Consider the following 17,850-nt stretch of genomic DNA (forward strand, 5'->3'; position numbering starts at 1 on the left):
AGTCAGCTGAAGGCGTTGACTCCTGTGAGTTCGGCAGATACCTGCCAGAGCCTCGTGGCATCGCCCGGATCAATCGCGTGGCCGTCCACGCCCTGGTACCGGGCGAGTGGCGAATTCTTGTCCGTGGGCTTGGCGATGTCGCAATCCTCGCAGTAAACGCCGCCCTTGCCATTCAAGGCCGGCGATGTGGCTGCCCACACCGATGTAGCTGCACCTTGCGCAGGGGTTTTGAAGCCCTCCCTCAAGTTTCCTTCAGCGTCCATCCAGCCCGCCGCGACCATTTCCTCGTGCGGCAAATGCCGCTGCAGTTCGGTCATGATCCCGCCGGGGTGGACAGCGAACGCCCGTACCCCGGAAGCCCGGCCCAGCCGGTCCAGTTCCACGGCAAAGAGCGCATTGGCTGTCTTGGCCTGGCCATAGGCCTGCCATTTGTCGTAGCCGGAATCGAAGTTGATGTCATCAAAACGGATGCGGGACAGCTTGTGACCGGTGGACGAGAGGGACACAACGCGCGCATTCCCAGCGGCTGCCAATGCCGGCCACAGCAGATTGGCCAAGGTGTAATGCCCCAGGTGGTTGGTGGCAAACTGCGCCTCCCACCCCGGCCCAACACGTTGCTCGGGGCTTGCCATGATCGCTGCATTGTTGATCAGGATGTCCAGGGTCGCGTGAGTGCGGAGGTATTGGGCGGCGAATTCCTTGACGCTTGCTTGATCCGCCAAATCCAGGAGCTCAACGTCTACGGAACCCGCCACCCCTGTGGCAGCGAGCCCGGCTTCGGCCACGATTTCCTGGGCGTGCTGCAACCTGCGCGCCGGGACAATGACACGGGCGCCTGCAGAGGAAAGGGCCTTCACGGTCTCCAGCCCCAGCCCGGAATATCCGCCTGTGACAATGGCGGTCTTCCCGGTCAGGTCAATGCCGGAGATGACGTCCGAGGCAGTTGAGTAGTGCCCGAACCCCGAGCCGATGGGTTGCTGGGGAGTCACGCTTGAATCTTCGCTCATGGTTGAGCTTCGCAGATTTGCCGCGTTCGCGGCAACGAACCCACGCACGGGCTGGGTCAGTAGACCGGTTTCTCCGGCTCGACGTCGCGAACCCAGGCGAGAATACCGCCGTCGAGATGGCTGACGCGTGTGTAGCCCGCCTTCTGTGCGGCCTCCAGGACCGCAGCAGAGCGCGTACCAGCCTTGCAGTGGAAGACTATGTCCTTGTCCTGCGGCAACTCGACCCAGGCCTCGCCTGAGAGAATCCTCCCCTGCGGGATGAGGACCGAACCATCGATATTCACGATGCTGTGCTCGCCGGACTCGCGGACATCCACCAATTCAAAGTCGCGTTCACCCGACTCCCGCTCGGCCAACATCCGTGCAAGGTCCTTGGCAGTGACCGTGTGCTCCTGGTCAGTGGCCGCAGCCGGAGTCACACCGCAGAATGCCTCGTAATCCACGAGTTCCGTGATGGGCTCCGCTTCCGGATCCTTGGAGACCTTGATCTCGCGCCAGCTGCCGCCCAGGGCGTCGAACAGCGCTACGCGGCCAAGCAAGGAACGGCCGACGCCGGTAATCAACTTGACTGCCTCCGTCACCATGAGGGATCCAACGGCGGCGCACAACATGCCAAAGACTCCGCCCTCACCGCATGAGGGCACTGAGCCGGCTGGCGGGGCTTCCGGGTAGAGATCACGGTATGTGGGGCCGTGCTCGGCCCAGAAGACGCTGACCTGCCCGTCGAAGCGGAAGATTGAGCCCCAAACGTACGGCTTGCCGAGAATCGCGGCGGCGTCGTTGACCAGGTAGCGGGTAGCAAAGTTGTCCGCGCCGTCCAGGATGAGATCGTAATCGGCAAACAGTTCCAAGGCATTCGAGGAGTCAAGGCGGACGTTGTGCAGGACCACGTTCACCAACGGGTTGAGCTCCGCAATGGCGTTCCGCGCAGATTCGATTTTCGGGGTGCCAACGTCCTTGACGCCATGGATGACCTGCCGCTGCAGGTTGCTGAGATCAACGTCGTCGTCATCGACTATGCCGAGAGTTCCTACGCCGGCCGCGGCGAGGTACAACAAAGCTGGGGATCCCAGGCCGCCAGCGCCTATGACAAGAACTTTCGCATTCTTAAGCCTGCGTTGGCCCAGAGCGCCGATTTCCGGAATGATGAGATGCCGGGAGTACCGTTCCACCTCGGCCGGCGTTAGTGCGGCGGCCGGTTCAACGAGGGGTGGCAGGACAGCGGGCGCGGGGTGGGCAGCAAGAATTGAGGCCATACCCCAATGTATGCCTGCCGATGCCGCCCGGTCATATTACCCACCGGTACAGTGGTCATAACTGCAAAGGAAAGGCGGCAGACTGTGGCTGACGGCACACGGGCAAACGATGGGGCACCAGCGAAGCAAGAACGGACTGGTTCAACGCGTTCAGCAAGGTTGCCGCGAGACGAGCGCCGCGCACAGTTGCTAAACGCCGCTTTGGAGGTTTTCGTATCCAACGGCTTCCATGGTGCCGCCATGGACGAAATCGCCGAGACCGCGCATGTGAGCAAGCCGGTCCTGTATCAGCATTTCCCTTCCAAACGCGAGCTCTACATGGCGTTGCTGGACAGCCATCTGGCGACGCTGACCGATTTGATGCTCAATGCCCTGAATTCCACCACGGACAATAAAGAGCGCGTGAAGGCAGTCATGCGGGCCTACTACAGGTTCATAGCCGACGACGACCAAGCCCACCGCCTGGTTTTCGAGTCTGACCTCATTAACGACCCCGATGTCAGCTCGCGCTTGGAGACTTTCAACAAAACGTTCGCCGACGCAGTGGCCCACGTCATCGCCGAGGACACCAAGCTTCCCCCTTTGGAAGCACAGCTCCTAGGCCGCGGACTGGCAGGAATGGCGCAGGTCAGCGCCCGCTACTGGCTCGAAACCGATGGAAATCTCGACCTCGATGTAGCCAGTGATCTGATCTATCGTTTAGCTTGGCGCGGAATCAGTCGATTCCCCAAAGAGTCCTAGGCTACAAATAGAGGACTGACTTAAAACTTGATTGGCTTGGAGGCCTTGCTGTGGAAGTAAAGATCGGCATTCAGAATGTTGGCCGTGAAATCGTGTTCGAATCCGCACTCGATGCTGATGCTGTAGCCAAGATCGTCGGAGAGGCCATCTCCAAGGGTTCGGATCTGCGGTTCACGGATGAGAAGGGCCGCCAGATCATCGTTCCCGGAAATGCGCTGGGCTACGTTGAAATTGGTGCCGAGGAAGTCCGCCGCGTCGGTTTCGGCGCCCTCTAGCGTTCCCACTGGCAGCGGCCGCTAAGGAGTCTCCATGCTTTCACTCGTTGTGGTGGTGCTTGCCACCATCGCTACAGGATTCATCGTGTGGGCAAATGACAAGCGACACGGTAAGTACGGCATTGCATTGCCAGCGGGCGTCTCGGCGACCGTCGGCGTGCTGGGCTGGATAGCTTTCATCATGGCTGGGTTCGGTTACCAGCCCGGGCTCACCTGGATCCCGTGGATCCTCCCTATCGTTTTGGGGACGGCCATCGCGATTGCCGTTGTGGTCTATCTGGGCCGTAAGCGCACCCAGCATGACACCGCCGCCCTCACCAAAGCTCTGAGGCTCTAGACGCTCCCCGCTCTTATACGGCACTGGTCGTCACCCATAGGTGACGACCAGCGCCGTTTAACTTTCCAGCTCGTTCAAGCTTCCGGGTAGCGATCCGGCTGCGCCAGGGCACCGGACGCGGCTGCTGCCTCGCTCACGGCAGCGGCAGCGGCGACGTCGCGTTCCGTCACGCTGTCGCCGGCATCGTGGGAGACGTAGCGGAGAAAGACGCGGTTGTAGCGCCATTCCAAGTCCGGATGGTGGTTCTGTTCTTCGGCGATCCGGCCCACCGCGGCGATAAGCGCCAAGGCGTCGGCTGCCGTCGAGGTTTTGAAGACGGTCACCAGACCGTCCTGGTACTTCCAGCCGGGGAGGTCCTTGAGGGCGGCTTCCACCTCGGCTTGAGGCAATTGCCCTTCCTTGCCGGCCATAACTGCTCCCTTGCCTAGAGGAACTCTGCCCGGCCTTCCATCGCCGAGGACGCGAGCGCATGCTCCCGCCGCGGAATCCGGCCGGACTGTTTGGCAAGCCTACCGGCGATCACTGCGTGTTTGAAGGCCTCGCCCATCTGGACCGGGTTCTGCGCACGGGTCACTGCCGTCGCCAGCAGGACAGCGTCGCAGCCCAACTCCATGGCAAGCGCGGCATCCGAGGCAGTTCCAATGCCGGCGTCGAGCACTACCGGAACAGAAGCCCGGGACACGATCAGTTCGATGTTATGCGGGTTCAGGATGCCAAGCCCCGTTCCAATAGGCGAGCCGAGGGGCATGACTGCTGTGGCACCCAGGTTTTCCAAGCGCAGCGCCAGGACGGGGTCGTCATTGGTGTAGGCGAAAACCTTGAAGCCGCGGTTCACCAGCTGTTCGGTTGCCTCCACGAGTTCCACCGCGTCCGGAAGAAGCGTGTGTTCATCGGCAATGACTTCCAACTTCACCCAGTCTGTCTCCAGCGCCTCCCGGGCGAGCTCCGCGGTCATCACAGCGTCTTTGGCAGTAAAACAGCCAGCCGTGTTGGGCAGGACCCGGATGTTGTGGTCCACCAGGAGCTGGAACAACGACCCTGTCTCGGCTGGCGAGTACCGGCGCATTGCCACAGTTGTCAGTTCCGTTCCTGAGGCCAGAAGAGCTGCTCCCAAGCCGTCCAGGCTCGGCGCACCACCTGTACCCATGATCAGGCGGGAGCCGATTTCGACGCCGTCGATCACCAAGCCGTCTGTGCGAATGTCAGTTTTTGCTGCTGTCATGTCTTCAGCCTCCCTGGACTGCTGTTACGAGTTCGAGTTCGTCTCCATCGGCGAGCGCCGTCGCGGCCCATTGGCTGCGCGGCACAACCTCCGAATTACGTGCGACGGCGACACCCAGCTTGCCGCCGTCGGCTGCCTGTCCGCGGTGGTCCAGGGTGCGGCCTGTAATGGCGCTGACGAGCGTGCTGACGGATGCATCGTCCGCCACGGCATGATCGGAGCCGTTGAGTTTGATATTCATACTGTTTCCTTGGTGGGAGATTGTGCAGCTGCGGGGGTTGGAGTCCGTTGGCCTGCGTTCGCCGCAAAGCGGTCGGGCCGGAAGATTGACCAGCGTGGATCGGAGGAACCGGTTATCAGCCCGCCCACGATCTTTGCGGCGATGGGCGTCAATAGAACGCCATGGCGGAAGAAGCCGGTTGCGATCACCAAACCCTCGATGTTGCCGCTGGGTCCAGCGACGCGTCCAAGGAGCGGTGCGTTGTCCGGAGTGCCGGGCCGTGCGCGGGCTGTGGCTTCCAACAGTTCCAGCTCCGCCACGGCAGGAACCAACACTTGGGCATCACGCAGGAGTTGATAGACGCCTCCGGCGGACACTGCGTTGGTGGACGCGGATAGTCCGTCCTCGCGCTGGGTAGCTCCAATCACCACCGTTCCGTCGGCCCGGGGGACGATGTACACCGGCACTCCGCGCACCATGCCCCGGATGGTGGATGTGAGGAGCGGCTGGAGGTGTTCGGGAACGCGCAGCCTGAGGATGTCGCCATAGACCGGCCGCACGGGCAGGCTGAGACCCTCGGGGAGATTGCCTAGCCTTGCCGCATCCAGCCCGCAGGCGACCACGGTCTCTGACGCCAAAACGACGCGCCCGTCGCCGGATCCGGCGCCCGGATCGAGCTCGACTCCGCAGACGCGGTCCCCGTCCCACAGCAAACGGGACGCTGGGAACGGCAGCGCGAAACCGTCCTCCGCTCCGGAAACCCACGTTGCGTCACTTCGACTGTGGCCTGCCAGCCCTTCCATGAGGCATCGTGCAAGCATCCGTGGGTCCACTTGATGGTCCGCCGGGATGTCGAAGGCGCTGGAAATCTGTGGGCTGAGCAGGGGCTCACGCTCGCGCGCTTGCCGCAAGGACAAAGGCTCTACCTGAAGCCCTGCGGCCTGCTGGACTGTGCGGAGGTCTGCCAGCGCGCGGCGGTCGGCAGCATCGGCGCCAACGGCGATTGTCGACGTCGTGCGGTATCCGGTGGCTGATTCGTCGCCGGGCAGGCTCCGGACAAAAGCCGGCCACAAATGAGAGGACTCCAGCATGAGTTCCAGGAGGTCTTCCTCCTGGTAGTGAAGTTCACTCACAGGAGCGAGCATCCCGGCAGCGGCGAACGTCGCGCCCGCTGCCGGTGCGGGATCAATAAGGACCACCGAGCGGCCGTGTCGGCGGGCTTCGTGGGCGATGCCAAGGCCAATGATGCCGCCACCGATGACCGCAACATCCGCCTGCAGAGGGTTTTGGCCGGATTCTGCCATGCGTTTCCTTCCCTACGCCGGTATTAGCCGGATCAGGTCAAGCGGTCGGCGCTGAAGCCCTCTCAGCCGGACGGTCATATGACGCTGTCACGGCTCCCGCAGTACGTGCCCAGTTTAGAGGAACTACTCTGGTTTCCATGACCCAGCATGATGTCCACACCACTGCCCGTCTCTATTTGTGCACCGATGCCCGCAAGCGGCAGGGCGATTTTGAAGACTTCGTCGACGCCGCGTTTGAGGGCGGCGTCGACATCATCCAGCTTCGCGACAAGACGCTCGAGGCCGCCGAGGAGCTGGAGGTCCTGGAGGTCCTGCACAACGTTGCCCGCCGGCACGGAAGGCTGTGGGCCGTCAACGACCGTGCCGATGTTGCCAGTATTTCCGGGGCTCCTGTGTTCCATATCGGCCAAAAAGACATCCCATTACGCGCAGCACGGCACCTCCTCCACGACCAGACCGTCATCGGCCTGTCCACCCACACACCGGACCAGGTTGACGCGGCCATAGAGGCCTCCCCGGGCCGCAGTGGGCTGGATTATTTCTGCGTTGGTCCAGTATGGGCGACACCCACGAAGCCAGGCCGCGAAGCAGTCGGGCTGGATCTGGTCACATATGCCGCGGAAGCCGTAAAGCGCGCAGACGAGGAGACTGTGGGTGGCGTGCTCCTCCCCTGGTTCGCTATCGGCGGCATCGACCTCACCAACGTTGAACAGGTGGTTGCCGCGGGAGCGAGCCGGATCGTCGTCGTGCGGGCCATCACCGAGGCGCAGGACCCGACGGCGGCGGCCAAGACGCTGCTGGAAGCGCTCGACGCCGCTTAGGTATCGGCACCCGGTTGGCCGCGGCGCGAAAGCGAAATATGCCTAAGCCGTGAGCCCGAGCCCGGACATCCGCCGTCCGTGCCGTTCGGCAAGCTCGGCGGTGAGCGCCTTGACTGCCGCCCGCGAATCCCCTTCGCCCTTGAGCATTGGGCCCAAGTGAGGATGTTCCAGGCCGACACGTTGGGCTTGGGTCAGCGCTTCTCCGACGAGGCGCCGGCCCCACAAAGCGAGTCGCGACGCGAGGCGCGGGTCATCAGCCAGCGCCCGGCGCAGGAGGACGCGGAGTACTTCCGTGGCTTGGTCGGCGGAGGCAACCTTCTGGACAAAGAGTTGCGTCCCGGCGTCAAGGAACGAAGCCACCATCCGGTAGAAGTCCGACGACACTGTGTCGATCACATAGGCCTTCATGACTGATTCAAACCAGTCCGCTGGCTTTGTTCGCTCGTGGAAGTGGTCAAAGGAGCGCTGGAACGGAAGCATGGCATCCTCGGCATCGAGTCCCATCTCCGATAACCGCGTGCTGATCAAGGCAAAGTTTCCGTATGCGCCAACTGCGATCTTTGCCAGCACTGCCCTGTCATGCAGGGTGGGAGCGTACCGGGAGTCGAAAGACAGCCGGCCAAACGCCGAGAGCTCGCCATAGGCCATGGCTCCCAGCAGCTCGGAGGCGAGGCGCTGGACGCGAGCATTGTCGTCCGGGGAAGTGCTCATGGTCCAAGACTATCCAGCGATTTCGGGCTAACCTGATTTTCGTGTCACATCATCGGATTTCGCCCAACGTCGACGACTCGTCGGACCAGCTCGCCGAGGCATTTGCTGCCCTCCGGACCGAGCTGGAGCTCCCTGGTGAATACCCGGCCGAGGCCGTAGCGGAAGCCCGGAAGGCGGTAGAAAACCATACACTGCCGGAACGTGACCTCCGGGACATTCCGTTCGTGACCATTGATCCAGCCACGTCCACTGACCTGGACCAGGCGGTGTTCATTGAACGTGCCGGTGACGGTTACAGAGTCCTCTATGCAATCGCCGACGTGCCATCCTTTGTTGCTCCAGGCGGGGCGTTGGATGCAGAAACCCGGCACCGGGGGCAAACGTTCTACGCTCCTGACGGGAGGATCCCGCTGCATCCGGAAGTTATCAGCGAGAACGCCGGCAGCCTGTTGGCTGATCAGGACTGCAGCGCCTTCGTGTGGGACTTCGAGCTGGACCACAATGCCGAAGTATCCGCCATGTCCGTGTCCCGCGGAACTGTCCGTAGCCGCGCCAAGCTGAGTTACAGAGGTGCCCAGGAGCAGATCGATGCCGGCACAGCCCCACCGGTCCTTGGGCTCCTCAAGGAGGTTGGCCTGAAGCGGGTGGAACTGGAACGCCTGCGCGGTGGCGCAAACCTGAACATGCCCGAGCAGGAGATTGTGCAGGCAACCGGTGGCGGAGGCTACAGGATTGTCGCCGCACCCTCCTTACCTGTGGAGGATTGGAACGCGCAGATATCCCTCATGACCGGTATGGCAGCGGCCCAATTGATGCTCGACGGAAAAGTGGGCATTCTGCGCACCATGCCCGCGCCCGATGAACGCTCGCTGCTCCACTTCAAACGCCAGACAAAGGCTCTTGGGAAACCATGGGACGGCGAGATTACCTACGGCGAGTACCTCCGGACCCTGGACGCTTCGGATCCCAAACAGCTAGCCATCCTCCACTCCGCAGGCACGCTCTTCCGCGGTGCTGGATACACGCCTTTCGATGGCGAACTTCCCCCCAATGTCATCCAGTCAGCCATCGGCGCACCTTATGCGCACACCACTGCCCCTTTGCGTCGCCTCATCGACCGCTTTGTCCTGGTGATCTGCGAGGCTCTCAGCAACGGCCACCCAATACCGGCGTGGGCGCGGGAAGCACTGCCATCCCTGCCTGAGATCATGGCGTCCTCCGACCAACTGGCAGGGCGGCTTGAGCGCCTGGCTATGGACACCGTGGAAGCAGCACTCGTGGCGAACCACATCGGCGAGGAGTTCGACGCGGTGGTCATCTCCGGTTCCAAGCCGTCCAACGGAGCGGCAAATGGCAACGGAAAGGGAAATGGAAACGGAAACGGGCCGTTTGGCATCATCCAGATCGCGGAACCCGCGGTGACCGCCCGATGTGACGGCGAATTGGAATCAGGCACCAAGGTCCGGGTGCAGCTCCTGAAGGCAGATATTGCCAGCCGCGAGATCCGCTTTACCCTGCTCCCCTGAGGCCCGGGGGACGCAAACGGGCACCGATCCGGGCTTTAGGGCTCCCAGAGGATAGACTGACCCTGTAGTAATGGATGCCCGGTCGTTGATTCAGTTAATTTTTGAAATCAACAAGCCCGCCCCTACGCGATCTTGAGATGTGCCCGCTGGTCACCAGTGCCAGTACTTAGATAGCCCGCGATCGGCTTCCACTGGATTAGCTTGCGCGCCCGTTCGTGCTCCGGTACGGCTCCGCCACCCCGTTGAGCATGCAGCGCCAATGCCCAAATGAATAAGGAAACTCCCTGTGAGTGAATTGCACACCCATGAAGTCCTGACGGACGCCACCGGAACCGAATCCATCGAACCCGAGGAAACGATCATCTCCGATGAGACGCCCCACGAGATCGAAGAAAAATCGTTCGCTGACTACAACGTCCGCCCCGACATCGTCGAGTCCCTCGCTGACGCCGGAATTACGCACCCCTTCCCCATCCAGGCCATGACGCTGCCGGTAGCCCTCAGCGGCCACGACATCATCGGCCAGGCCAAGACCGGTACCGGTAAGACCCTCGGTTTCGGCATCCCGGCATTGCAGCGCGTGGAAGGCCGGGATGACCCTGGCTACGCAAAGCTGGCCGTTCCCGGTGCGCCGCAGGCCCTGGTCATCGTGCCCACCCGCGAGCTTGCGGTACAGGTGGCCAACGATCTTCAGACGGCATCCCGCAAGCGCAACGCCCGCATCGCCACCATCTACGGTGGCCGCGCCTATGAGCCGCAGATTGACGCCCTCCAGAAGGGCGTCGAGGTAGTGGTCGGCACCCCCGGGCGTTTGATCGACCTTTACAAGCAGAAGCACCTCAGCCTGAAGAACGTCAAAATGGTGATCCTGGACGAGGCCGACGAAATGCTGGACCTGGGCTTCCTGCCGGACGTCGAAACACTCATTGCAGGTACGCCGGCCGTTCGTCAGACTTTGCTCTTCTCCGCCACAATGCCCGGACCGGTCATCGCGATGGCCCGCCGCTACATGACGCAGCCTACCCACATCCGGGCAGCCGATCCGAACGATGAAGGCCTCACCAAGCGCGACATCCGCCAGCTCATCTACCGTGCCCACAGCATGGACAAGACCGAGGTTGTGGCCCGCATCCTGCAGGCCCGCGGACGTGGCCGCACCATTATCTTCACCAAGACCAAGCGCACCGCGGCCAAGGTAGCTGAGGAGCTCGTTGACCGCGGATTCGCTGCGGCAGCCATTCACGGCGACCTCGGCCAGGGTGCACGCGAGCAGGCCCTTCGCGCCTTCCGCAACAACAAGGTGGACGTCCTGGTTGCCACGGACGTTGCCGCCCGTGGCATCGACGTGGATGACGTCACGCATGTCATCAACTACCAGTGCGTGGAGGACGAAAAGATCTATCTGCACCGCGTGGGCCGTACGGGCCGCGCCGGCAACAAGGGAACAGCGGTGACCTTCGTTGACTGGGACGACATGCCTCGCTGGGGCTTGATCAACAAGGCATTGGGGCTCAGCGTTCCGGAGCCGGTTGAAACCTATTCCTCTTCGCCCCACCTCTACAGTGACCTCGACATTCCCGAGGGCACCAAGGGCCGCCTCCCGCGCAACAAGCGCACGCTTGCCGGAGTCGACGCCGAGGTCCTTGAGGACCTGGGCGAAACGGGCAAGAAGAACTCCCGTTCCGCCGGTTCAGCCCGTGACGGTGGACGCGATGGCGGCCGTGGCAGGGACGGCCGCGGCCGTGTCAACGCTGGCAAGTCCAACGAAGCCAACTCTGAATCCAACGGCGATGGCGGCCGCAACCGTACGCGCCGCCGTCGTACATCCGAAGCCGACGCGGCCCCCGGTGCCGGTTCCTCCGAAACCCGCACCGCCACGGGCGAGAACGCCGAGAAGCCGGCCCGCACGCGGCGTACCCGCACGCGCCGCCGTAACGGCGAAGTGGTTTCCGGTGGGACCGCTGGCGCCCAGTCCGGCAACTCCGAGGCCTAAAATCCTCAATGACTGAAACTGTTTGGGCGCCGGACGGCGGCAATCTGGTGGTACACGCGGACAACGCGGAATTCCTCCCGACGCTGCCGGACGGTGCCTTCACACTCATTTACGTGGATCCGCCGTTCAACACAGGACGGGTCCAACGCCGCCAGGAAACGCGCATGGTCCGCAACGAGGACGGCGACGGCGACCGCGTCGGGTTCAAGGGACGCTCCTACGACACCATCAAGGGCGCCCTGCACAGCTATGATGACGCCTTCAGCGACTACTGGTCCTTCCTGGAACCCAAGCTCGTAGAGGCCTGGCGGCTCCTTGCCGACGACGGCACGCTGTACCTGCACCTGGATTACCGCGAGGTGCACTACGCCAAGGTGATGCTGGACGCCATCTTTGGCCGCGAGTGCTTCCTCAACGAGATCATTTGGGCCTACGACTACGGCGCCCGCGCCAAGAACCGGTGGCCCACCAAGCACGACAACATCCTGGTGTACGTAAAGAACCCCGCGAAGTATCACTTCGACAACGCTGAAGTGGACCGCGAACCCTACATGGCCCCAGGCCTGGTCACCCCTGCCAAACGCGAGCGCGGCAAACTCCCCACGGACGTTTGGTGGCACACCATTGTCTCGCCCACAGGCAGGGAAAAGACGGGCTACCCAACCCAAAAACCCGAAGGCCTGGTGCGCAGGATCGTCTCCGCTTCAAGCCGCGAGGGCGATTGGTGCCTGGACTTCTTTGCTGGATCAGGAACCCTCGGCGCTGTTGCCGCCAAACTGGGCCGCAACTTCGTCTGCGTGGACCAGAACGAGCAAGCCATCGAGGTCATGCGAAAGCGCCTTGGCACCAAGGCTGTCTTCCACCGCAGCGGGTCTTTGCCCGAAGGCACCCTCGAGCAGGCAGCGCCCGTCACCAACGCCTGAACGGCATCGGCGATCAATCAGCGAACAACCGTGCTGCCGGTTGCGAGTTCCTCGATTTTTGCCAGGACATCGGGGGATGTCAGGTTCTCTCCCAACAGATTCGGCTTGCCTGCTCCGTGGTAGTCGGATGATCCGGTGATGAGCAGCCCGTGTTCGGATGCCATGTTCCGCAGGAACCCACGCCCTTCTTCAGGGTTGTCGCGGTGTTCAATTTCCAGGCCCAGCAGGCCGGCATCGATCATCTCCCGGTACGTCCGCTCCCCCACGATCCGTCCCCTCGCCGAAGCCACGGGATGTGCGAAGACCGGAACTCCGCCAGCCGCACGGACAAGCCCGACGGCGAAAGCGGGTTCGGGCGCGTAGTGCTGCACGAAGTATCGCGAATGAGAGGTGAGGATGGACGTGAAGGCTTCGGAGCGGTCCGCGACCACGCCCGCAGCAACCAACGCATCGGCAATATGCGGACGCCCTACTGTCGCTCCAGGGGCCACATGGTGGATGACGTCGTCCCACGTCAGGGGGTAATCCTCGGACAACAGCGTGACCATGCGCTCAGCGCGCGTCAGCCTGGCGTCCTTTGACTTGGTGATCTCTTCAAGGAGCCCTGGGTGGGAGGGATCATGTAAATAGCTCAACAGGTGAACGCTGATGCCCTGTTCCGTCCGGCAGGAGATCTCCATGCCAGGAACAAAAGCGACACCGTGCTCCTTGGCCGCGGCAGCAGCCAGTTCCCATCCATCAGTGGAGTCGTGATCCGTTAACGCAACAACGTCCAGGCCTGCAGCGGCGGCCGAAATGATCACCCCGGCGGGTGTCTCGGTTCCGTCGGAAACATTCGAGTGCGTATGCAGGTCTATCCTCACTTTCCCAGCCTATGGGATAGGGAGCGGCTTGGAGTGTTGCGCCGTTGGCCTCCTCACGAAACTGGTGGGACGATGTAACGGTGAATGATGCCGAAAACACCCCGTACGCGGAATCCACAGATTCCCAGCCCCTGCAAGAACGCGTCAACAACCGTTCGCAGCGGCCAACATCCGATGCCTTTAAGGCATTCATGGCCAGCAACTGGGCGCCCGCCCCGCAGGTAACCCCCGCTCGTGATGCCGTTGCAGACCACGCTGCCCGCCGCCGTCGTGCCATTTCCGAACTGTTCAAGGGCGAACGGCTCGTTATCCCGGCCGGTCCGCTGAAGGTCCGCTCAAACGACTGCGACTACCGCTTCCGCCCCCACTCCGGATTCGCCCACCTCACAGGTTTGGGCCTGGACCACGAGCCGGATGCCGTTTTGATCCTGGAGCCGGCGGGTGAAGGAAAGGGCGACGACGGCGGTCACCACACTGCGACGCTGTACTTCCGCCCCTTGGCCGGCCGCGACACCGAACAGTTCTACGCCGACTCCCGGGCCGGTGAATTCTGGATTGGGGCGCGACCCACACTGGCAGAATTCAAAGCCCGCCTGGGCTTGCCCACTGCACACATTTCCGAACTTGAACTGGCCATCACCAAGAACGTTGGCGCCCCGGAAATCGGTGGTATCTCCATCCGCCTGGTCCGCAAGGTAGATGACAACATCGATGCTTTGGTGGACACTGCCCGTTACAACACGGCCAAGGATCCCGAGAACCTTGACCTGGGCGAACTCGACGCCCTGGACGAAAAGCTCAGCGAAGCACTCTCCGAACTCCGCCTGATCAAGGACGAGTGGGAGATCGAGCAGATGAAGATCGCCGTTGCCGCCACCGTTGAAGGCTTCGCCGACGTCGTGCGGGCCCTCCCGCGCGCTTTGACGCACAAGCGCGGCGAACGCGTTGTTGAAGGCGCATTCTTTGCCCGTGCCCGCGAGGAAGGCAACGAGCTCGGCTACGACACCATCGCGGCCTCCGGCAACAACGCCACAGTGCTGCACTGGACCCGCAACTCGGGAGCCGTCAACGCTGGTGAACTCCTGCTGCTGGATGCAGGAGTGGAGGCTGATTCGCTATACACGGCGGATGTCACGCGGACCCTGCCCGCAAACGGCACGTTCACCGATGTGCAGCGCAAGGTCTACGAAGCTGTCCTGGACGCCGCTGACGCGGGATTTGCCGCCGCACGGCCGGGCGTGAAATTCCGGGACATCCACACGGCAGCCACCACGGTCCTTGCTGAGCGCCTCGCCGAGTGGGGTTTACTGCCGGTTTCTGTTGAGGAAGCCATCAGCCCCGAAGGCCAGCAGCACCGTCGCTGGATGCCGCATGGCACCAGCCACCACCTCGGCCTGGACGTCCACGACTGTGCCCAAGCCAAGCGTGAGCTCTACCTGGACGGAATCCTCACGGAGGGTATGGTATTCACGATCGAACCCGGCCTGTACTTCAAGAACGAAGACCTGGCCATTCCTGCCGAATACCGTGGCATCGGCGTCCGCATCGAGGACGACATCCTCATGACGGCAGAGGGCCCCGTGAACCTGAGCGCTGCCTTGCCACGCAAGGCCGACGACGTCGAATCCTGGATGGCTGGCATCTACCAGGAAGTTGCGGGCTAGACCCCAGGGCAAAAGCAGCACAAAGGAAAGGCCACCGGATGGATATTCCGGTGGCCTTTCCTTTGTCCTGCTTTATTGATTTGGGCTGCTTGCGGGAACTACTGCTTGTGCGGGTCGTCGTTCCCAGGCTGTTGTTCCTCGTGCCGGGGTGCATTCTGGCCCTCGGTGACACGGACACCGTACTGGGGGCGGCCATCCGGCAGATCCGGGTAGCGCACAGGTGATGGCGTCGGGTTTGGTGCAGGCTGTGCAGCGGGAGCCTGGGCGCCGGAAGCACCGGATTCGGTAGGCTCCGGTCCGCGCTGGCCATAAGGATCGTTCCAGGTGGCAGGACGGTCGGGCGCCTGGCCCGGCTGCTGGAATGGCGCGTTCTGCGCATTGTAATTCCGCGCCTGCCCAGACGCGGCCTGGGAGGCGTTCATGGGCAGTTGCTGGAGCAACCGGCGGGCTTCGTGGGCTGCCTCGATGGCAACAATGACGTCGTAGTTGGTGGCAACCACCTGGCTGGTGGACGTGAAGTCGCGCTTGCCCCGCTGCGTGGCGTACGTGGCGATCCCGAACAGCATGAAGAAAGCCGCGCCCATGAGCACAGAGGTGATGATGGAGAACGTGCCACCTGCCGGCGTGAAGAAGGAGAGCATGACGCCGACGAAGAGGCCGAACCACATGCCGCTCAAAGCACCCGAAAGTGCCACGCGCGGATAGCTTAGGCGGCCGGTTACCCGTTCCACCATTTTGAGGTCGTTGCCCACGATCGATACCAACTGGACGGGGAACTGCTGGTCCGCGAGGTAGTCCACCGCCTTTTGGGCATCCAAATATGAGGTGTACGAGCCAACAGTGTCACCTTGGGGTACGCTGCGGGATTCCTCAACGGCTTTTGGAGCACCAAAAATGTTAGACATAGCCCCATTGTGTCGCATGTAGATGTGAAGCGGCTGGAATTCAGCTAAAAGAGAGCAGACTCGGTAGCCTGTAAACATGAGCACACATCCCTCACGCGTCTTTGTCGCGCGCCTGCTCGGCTTGGACGTCTTCGACCCCCTGGGCGATCGTTTGGGCCGGCTCCGCGACGTCGTCGTGCTCTCCCGGGGGTCCCGCGGAGCCCCGCATGTGGTGGGCATCGTGGTGGAAGTACCTGGCAAAAAGCGGGTCTTCGTACCCATGACCCGGATCACCTCCATCGACCAGACGCAGATCATCTGCACTGGCCTGGTAAACCTGCGTCGTTTCGAACAACGGGGTGCTGAAACGCTGGTTGTAGCAGAGATGTTTGATCGCAGGGTCACCCTGGCCGACGGCAGCGGAGACGCCACAATTGAGGACATCGCCATGGACCAGCACCGGTCCAAGGACTGGTTCGTCAGCAAACTCTTCGTCCGTCGCGGACATTCGTTGTCGCCACTGAGCAGGCTGCGTCGCAATGAGACCCTGATCATCGACTGGGCCGACGCCCAAACCGGCGGCCACAACGAGCCGCAGGCGGCCACACAGTTCGTTGCCACGCACGAGGACCTCAAACCTGCCGACTTCGCCGAGGCCCTGCAGGAGATGAGCGACAAGCGCCGCTTTGAAGTAGCAAGCGAACTTCAGGACGAGCGCTTGGCGGACGTCCTCCAGGAGCTTCCCGAAGACGACCAGGTGGAGATCCTCTCCGCGCTGGACGTGGAACGGGCCGCCGACGTCCTGGAGGAAATGGATCCCGACGACGCCGCCGACCTTCTCGCCGAACTCCCCTCCGCGCAAGCTGAAGAACTGCTGCAGCTTATGGAGCCCCAGGAGGCCGAAGACGTACGGCGTCTTCTGGAGTACGACGAAGACACTGCAGGTGGCCTGATGACACCGGTGCCCGTCATCCTTCCACCTGAAGCCACAGTGGCCGAAGCCCTGGCCCACGTGCGCCGTGAGGAACTCTCCCCCGCCCTGGCGTCATCCATCTTCATCGCGCGTCCTCCCTTGGAAACGCCCACCGGCCGCTTCCTGGGCGTCGTACATATACAACAACTCTTGCGCTTCCCTCCTCCCGAACCGCTGGGCAACCTCGTTGACAAGAACCTTGAACCGCTCTCGGACCAGGCGCATATCAGCGAAGTAGCCCGAACGCTGGCCACGTACAACCTCAACTCGCTTCCCGTCGTCGACGACGACGGCCGCCTTGTGGGGGCGGTGACTGTTGATGACGTGTTGGATCACCTGTTGCCCGATGACTGGCGCGCTCACGAGGACGACGCCCCTGTAAGGAAACTCGGAGGCCGCATTGGCTGATAACCACGCCACCCGATCCCCCAGGTCCACTGGACGCGCAAACAATCCGGGGAGCCTCGACACGCCCCTCAGCGGGCGTCAACGCATACTGCCTAAGTTCTCCCCCAACCCGGACGCGTTCGGCAATGCCACGGAGGGCTTCGCCCGGTTCATGGGTACGCCGCAGTTCCTCGTCTACATGACGATTTTCTGTCTCTTCTGGCTTGCCTGGAATACGTTTGCGCCCACGGAGTGGCAGTTCGACCGTGTGGAGCTTGGCTTCACGCTCTTGACACTCATGTTGTCGCTCCAGGCTTCCTACGCCGCGCCGCTCCTGCTGCTGGCCCAAAACCGTCAGGACGACCGGGACCGCGTTTCGCTTCAGCAGGATCGCCAGCGCGCTGAGCGGAACCTGTCAGACACGGAATACTTGACCCGCGAATTGGCTTCCCTGCGCATCGCACTGCGTGAGGTCGCCACACGCGACTACGTCCGCGCCGAACTCCGCAGCCTGCTGGAAGACATCATCGATGCCCAGGAGGAACTGCGGGAGAGCGAAGCAGCGGCAGAGGGAAGCGAGTCCCCAGCCGATAAAGTCAAGGAGAAACTGAAGGAGAAGCGGGACAAGTCGCGTGGCCCACGCACGCAGCAAATTCCGAAGGTCCGGCCTCCGCGGGCCACAGGGCCTCAGCACTCCAGCGCGAAACCGGCCCCACCCGAAAACCCCGAAAGCCGAGCGTAAC

General features: G+C 62.5%; 19 protein-coding genes and 1 riboswitch. Of the genes, 10 read left to right on the plus strand and 9 right to left on the minus strand.

Going from position 1 to position 17,850, the window contains the following annotated elements; translation table 11 throughout:
* Positions 1-2: 2 nt before the first annotated feature.
* Together ACZ5G6_RS16435 and moeB are read right to left on the minus strand one after the other, a co-directional pair.
* A complete protein-coding gene (locus tag ACZ5G6_RS16435) occupies positions 3-1,007 on the minus strand; it encodes an SDR family NAD(P)-dependent oxidoreductase (protein WP_223933713.1) in 1,005 nt (334 codons plus the stop codon).
* 56 nt (positions 1,008-1,063) lie between these two features.
* Positions 1,064-2,263 carry a molybdopterin-synthase adenylyltransferase MoeB gene (moeB, locus tag ACZ5G6_RS16440; protein ID WP_498686619.1) on the minus strand — a complete coding sequence of 400 codons (1,200 nt, stop codon included), beginning with the start codon at positions 2,261-2,263 and terminating at the stop codon, positions 1,064-1,066.
* A gap of 6 nt (positions 2,264-2,269) precedes the next feature.
* On the opposite strand from moeB, the gene ACZ5G6_RS16445 reads away from it, so the two are divergent.
* The 3 genes from ACZ5G6_RS16445 to ACZ5G6_RS16455 are packed head-to-tail and all read left to right on the plus strand — an operon-like array spanning position 2,270 to position 3,616.
* On the plus strand, positions 2,270-3,004 hold the full coding sequence (locus tag ACZ5G6_RS16445) for a TetR/AcrR family transcriptional regulator (protein WP_223933717.1): 735 nt from the start codon (positions 2,270-2,272) through the stop codon (positions 3,002-3,004).
* 50 nt (positions 3,005-3,054) lie between these two features.
* The gene (locus ACZ5G6_RS16450; RefSeq protein ID WP_223933719.1) at positions 3,055-3,279 is read left to right on the plus strand and encodes a DUF3107 domain-containing protein; all 225 of its coding nucleotides are present in this window, start codon (positions 3,055-3,057) and stop codon (positions 3,277-3,279) included.
* 34 nt (positions 3,280-3,313) lie between these two features.
* Entirely contained in the window at positions 3,314-3,616 is a 303-nt protein-coding gene (locus ACZ5G6_RS16455) for a cytochrome c-type biogenesis protein (RefSeq protein WP_223933720.1), read from the plus strand.
* Positions 3,617-3,690: 74 nt separating this feature from the next.
* On the opposite strand, the gene ACZ5G6_RS16460 is transcribed toward ACZ5G6_RS16455, so the two are convergent.
* From ACZ5G6_RS16460 to ACZ5G6_RS16475, 4 genes are all read right to left on the minus strand, one after another.
* Positions 3,691-4,026 (minus strand): 4a-hydroxytetrahydrobiopterin dehydratase, encoded by a 336-nt coding sequence (locus ACZ5G6_RS16460; RefSeq protein WP_498686622.1) that lies wholly within the window; start codon positions 4,024-4,026, stop codon positions 3,691-3,693.
* 14 nt (positions 4,027-4,040) lie between these two features.
* Entirely contained in the window at positions 4,041-4,838 is a 798-nt protein-coding gene (locus ACZ5G6_RS16465; RefSeq protein WP_223933723.1) for a thiazole synthase, read from the minus strand.
* 4 nt (positions 4,839-4,842) lie between these two features.
* On the minus strand, positions 4,843-5,079 hold the full coding sequence (gene thiS / locus ACZ5G6_RS16470; protein ID WP_223933725.1) for a sulfur carrier protein ThiS: 237 nt from the start codon (positions 5,077-5,079) through the stop codon (positions 4,843-4,845).
* Positions 5,076-6,362 carry an FAD-dependent oxidoreductase gene (locus tag ACZ5G6_RS16475; protein WP_498686625.1) on the minus strand — a complete coding sequence of 429 codons (1,287 nt, stop codon included), beginning with the start codon at positions 6,360-6,362 and terminating at the stop codon, positions 5,076-5,078. The genes thiS and ACZ5G6_RS16475 overlap by 4 nt, the downstream gene beginning before the upstream one ends.
* Positions 6,355-6,472, minus strand: a riboswitch (TPP riboswitch). (Overlaps the previous gene by 8 nt.)
* Positions 6,473-6,499: 27 nt before the next feature.
* On the opposite strand from ACZ5G6_RS16475, the gene thiE reads away from it, so the two are divergent.
* On the plus strand, positions 6,500-7,183 hold the full coding sequence (gene thiE / locus ACZ5G6_RS16480; RefSeq protein ID WP_223933728.1) for a thiamine phosphate synthase: 684 nt from the start codon (positions 6,500-6,502) through the stop codon (positions 7,181-7,183).
* A gap of 42 nt (positions 7,184-7,225) precedes the next feature.
* On the opposite strand, the gene ACZ5G6_RS16485 is transcribed toward thiE, so the two are convergent.
* Positions 7,226-7,894, minus strand: a complete 669-nt coding sequence (locus tag ACZ5G6_RS16485) for a ferritin-like fold-containing protein (RefSeq protein ID WP_498686627.1) — start codon at positions 7,892-7,894, stop codon at positions 7,226-7,228.
* Positions 7,895-7,935: 41 nt separating this feature from the next.
* Between ACZ5G6_RS16485 and ACZ5G6_RS16490 the strand changes: the two genes are divergently transcribed.
* The 3 genes from ACZ5G6_RS16490 to ACZ5G6_RS16500 all read left to right on the plus strand — a co-directional run bounded on the left by ACZ5G6_RS16490 (position 7,936) and on the right by ACZ5G6_RS16500 (position 12,336).
* Complete coding sequence (locus ACZ5G6_RS16490) at positions 7,936-9,420, plus strand: RNB domain-containing ribonuclease (RefSeq protein WP_223933731.1); 1,485 nt, start codon at positions 7,936-7,938, stop codon at positions 9,418-9,420.
* Positions 9,421-9,706: 286 nt separating this feature from the next.
* Positions 9,707-11,413, plus strand: a complete 1,707-nt coding sequence (locus ACZ5G6_RS16495) for a DEAD/DEAH box helicase (RefSeq protein WP_498686631.1) — start codon at positions 9,707-9,709, stop codon at positions 11,411-11,413.
* Positions 11,414-11,421: 8 nt separating this feature from the next.
* A complete protein-coding gene (locus tag ACZ5G6_RS16500; RefSeq protein WP_498686634.1) occupies positions 11,422-12,336 on the plus strand; it encodes a DNA-methyltransferase in 915 nt (304 codons plus the stop codon).
* A gap of 17 nt (positions 12,337-12,353) precedes the next feature.
* On the opposite strand, the gene ACZ5G6_RS16505 is transcribed toward ACZ5G6_RS16500, so the two are convergent.
* Complete coding sequence (locus ACZ5G6_RS16505) at positions 12,354-13,199, minus strand: PHP domain-containing protein (RefSeq protein ID WP_498686635.1); 846 nt, start codon at positions 13,197-13,199, stop codon at positions 12,354-12,356.
* An 80-nt stretch (positions 13,200-13,279) separates the two neighbouring features.
* Between ACZ5G6_RS16505 and ACZ5G6_RS16510 the strand changes: the two genes are divergently transcribed.
* Positions 13,280-14,863, plus strand: coding sequence for an aminopeptidase P family protein (locus ACZ5G6_RS16510; RefSeq protein ID WP_498686637.1), 1,584 nt, complete (start codon positions 13,280-13,282; stop codon positions 14,861-14,863).
* Between the two features lie 98 nt (positions 14,864-14,961).
* Here the strand turns inward: ACZ5G6_RS16510 and ACZ5G6_RS16515 are convergent, their stop codons facing one another.
* Positions 14,962-15,768 carry a YflT domain-containing protein gene (locus ACZ5G6_RS16515; RefSeq protein ID WP_498686639.1) on the minus strand — a complete coding sequence of 269 codons (807 nt, stop codon included), beginning with the start codon at positions 15,766-15,768 and terminating at the stop codon, positions 14,962-14,964.
* Between the two features lie 76 nt (positions 15,769-15,844).
* Here ACZ5G6_RS16515 and ACZ5G6_RS16520 point away from each other — a divergent pair, with 76 nt between their 5' ends.
* Both ACZ5G6_RS16520 and ACZ5G6_RS16525 read left to right on the plus strand, forming a co-directional pair.
* Positions 15,845-17,128 (plus strand): magnesium transporter MgtE N-terminal domain-containing protein, encoded by a 1,284-nt coding sequence (locus ACZ5G6_RS16520; protein ID WP_223933744.1) that lies wholly within the window; start codon positions 15,845-15,847, stop codon positions 17,126-17,128.
* Positions 17,121-17,849, plus strand: a complete 729-nt coding sequence (locus ACZ5G6_RS16525) for a DUF1003 domain-containing protein (protein WP_223933745.1) — start codon at positions 17,121-17,123, stop codon at positions 17,847-17,849. Before ACZ5G6_RS16520 ends, ACZ5G6_RS16525 begins: the two co-directional genes overlap by 8 nt.
* Position 17,850 lies beyond the last annotated feature (1 nt).

It is taken from the genome of Arthrobacter sp. TmtSoilC51, assembly GCF_055388015.1.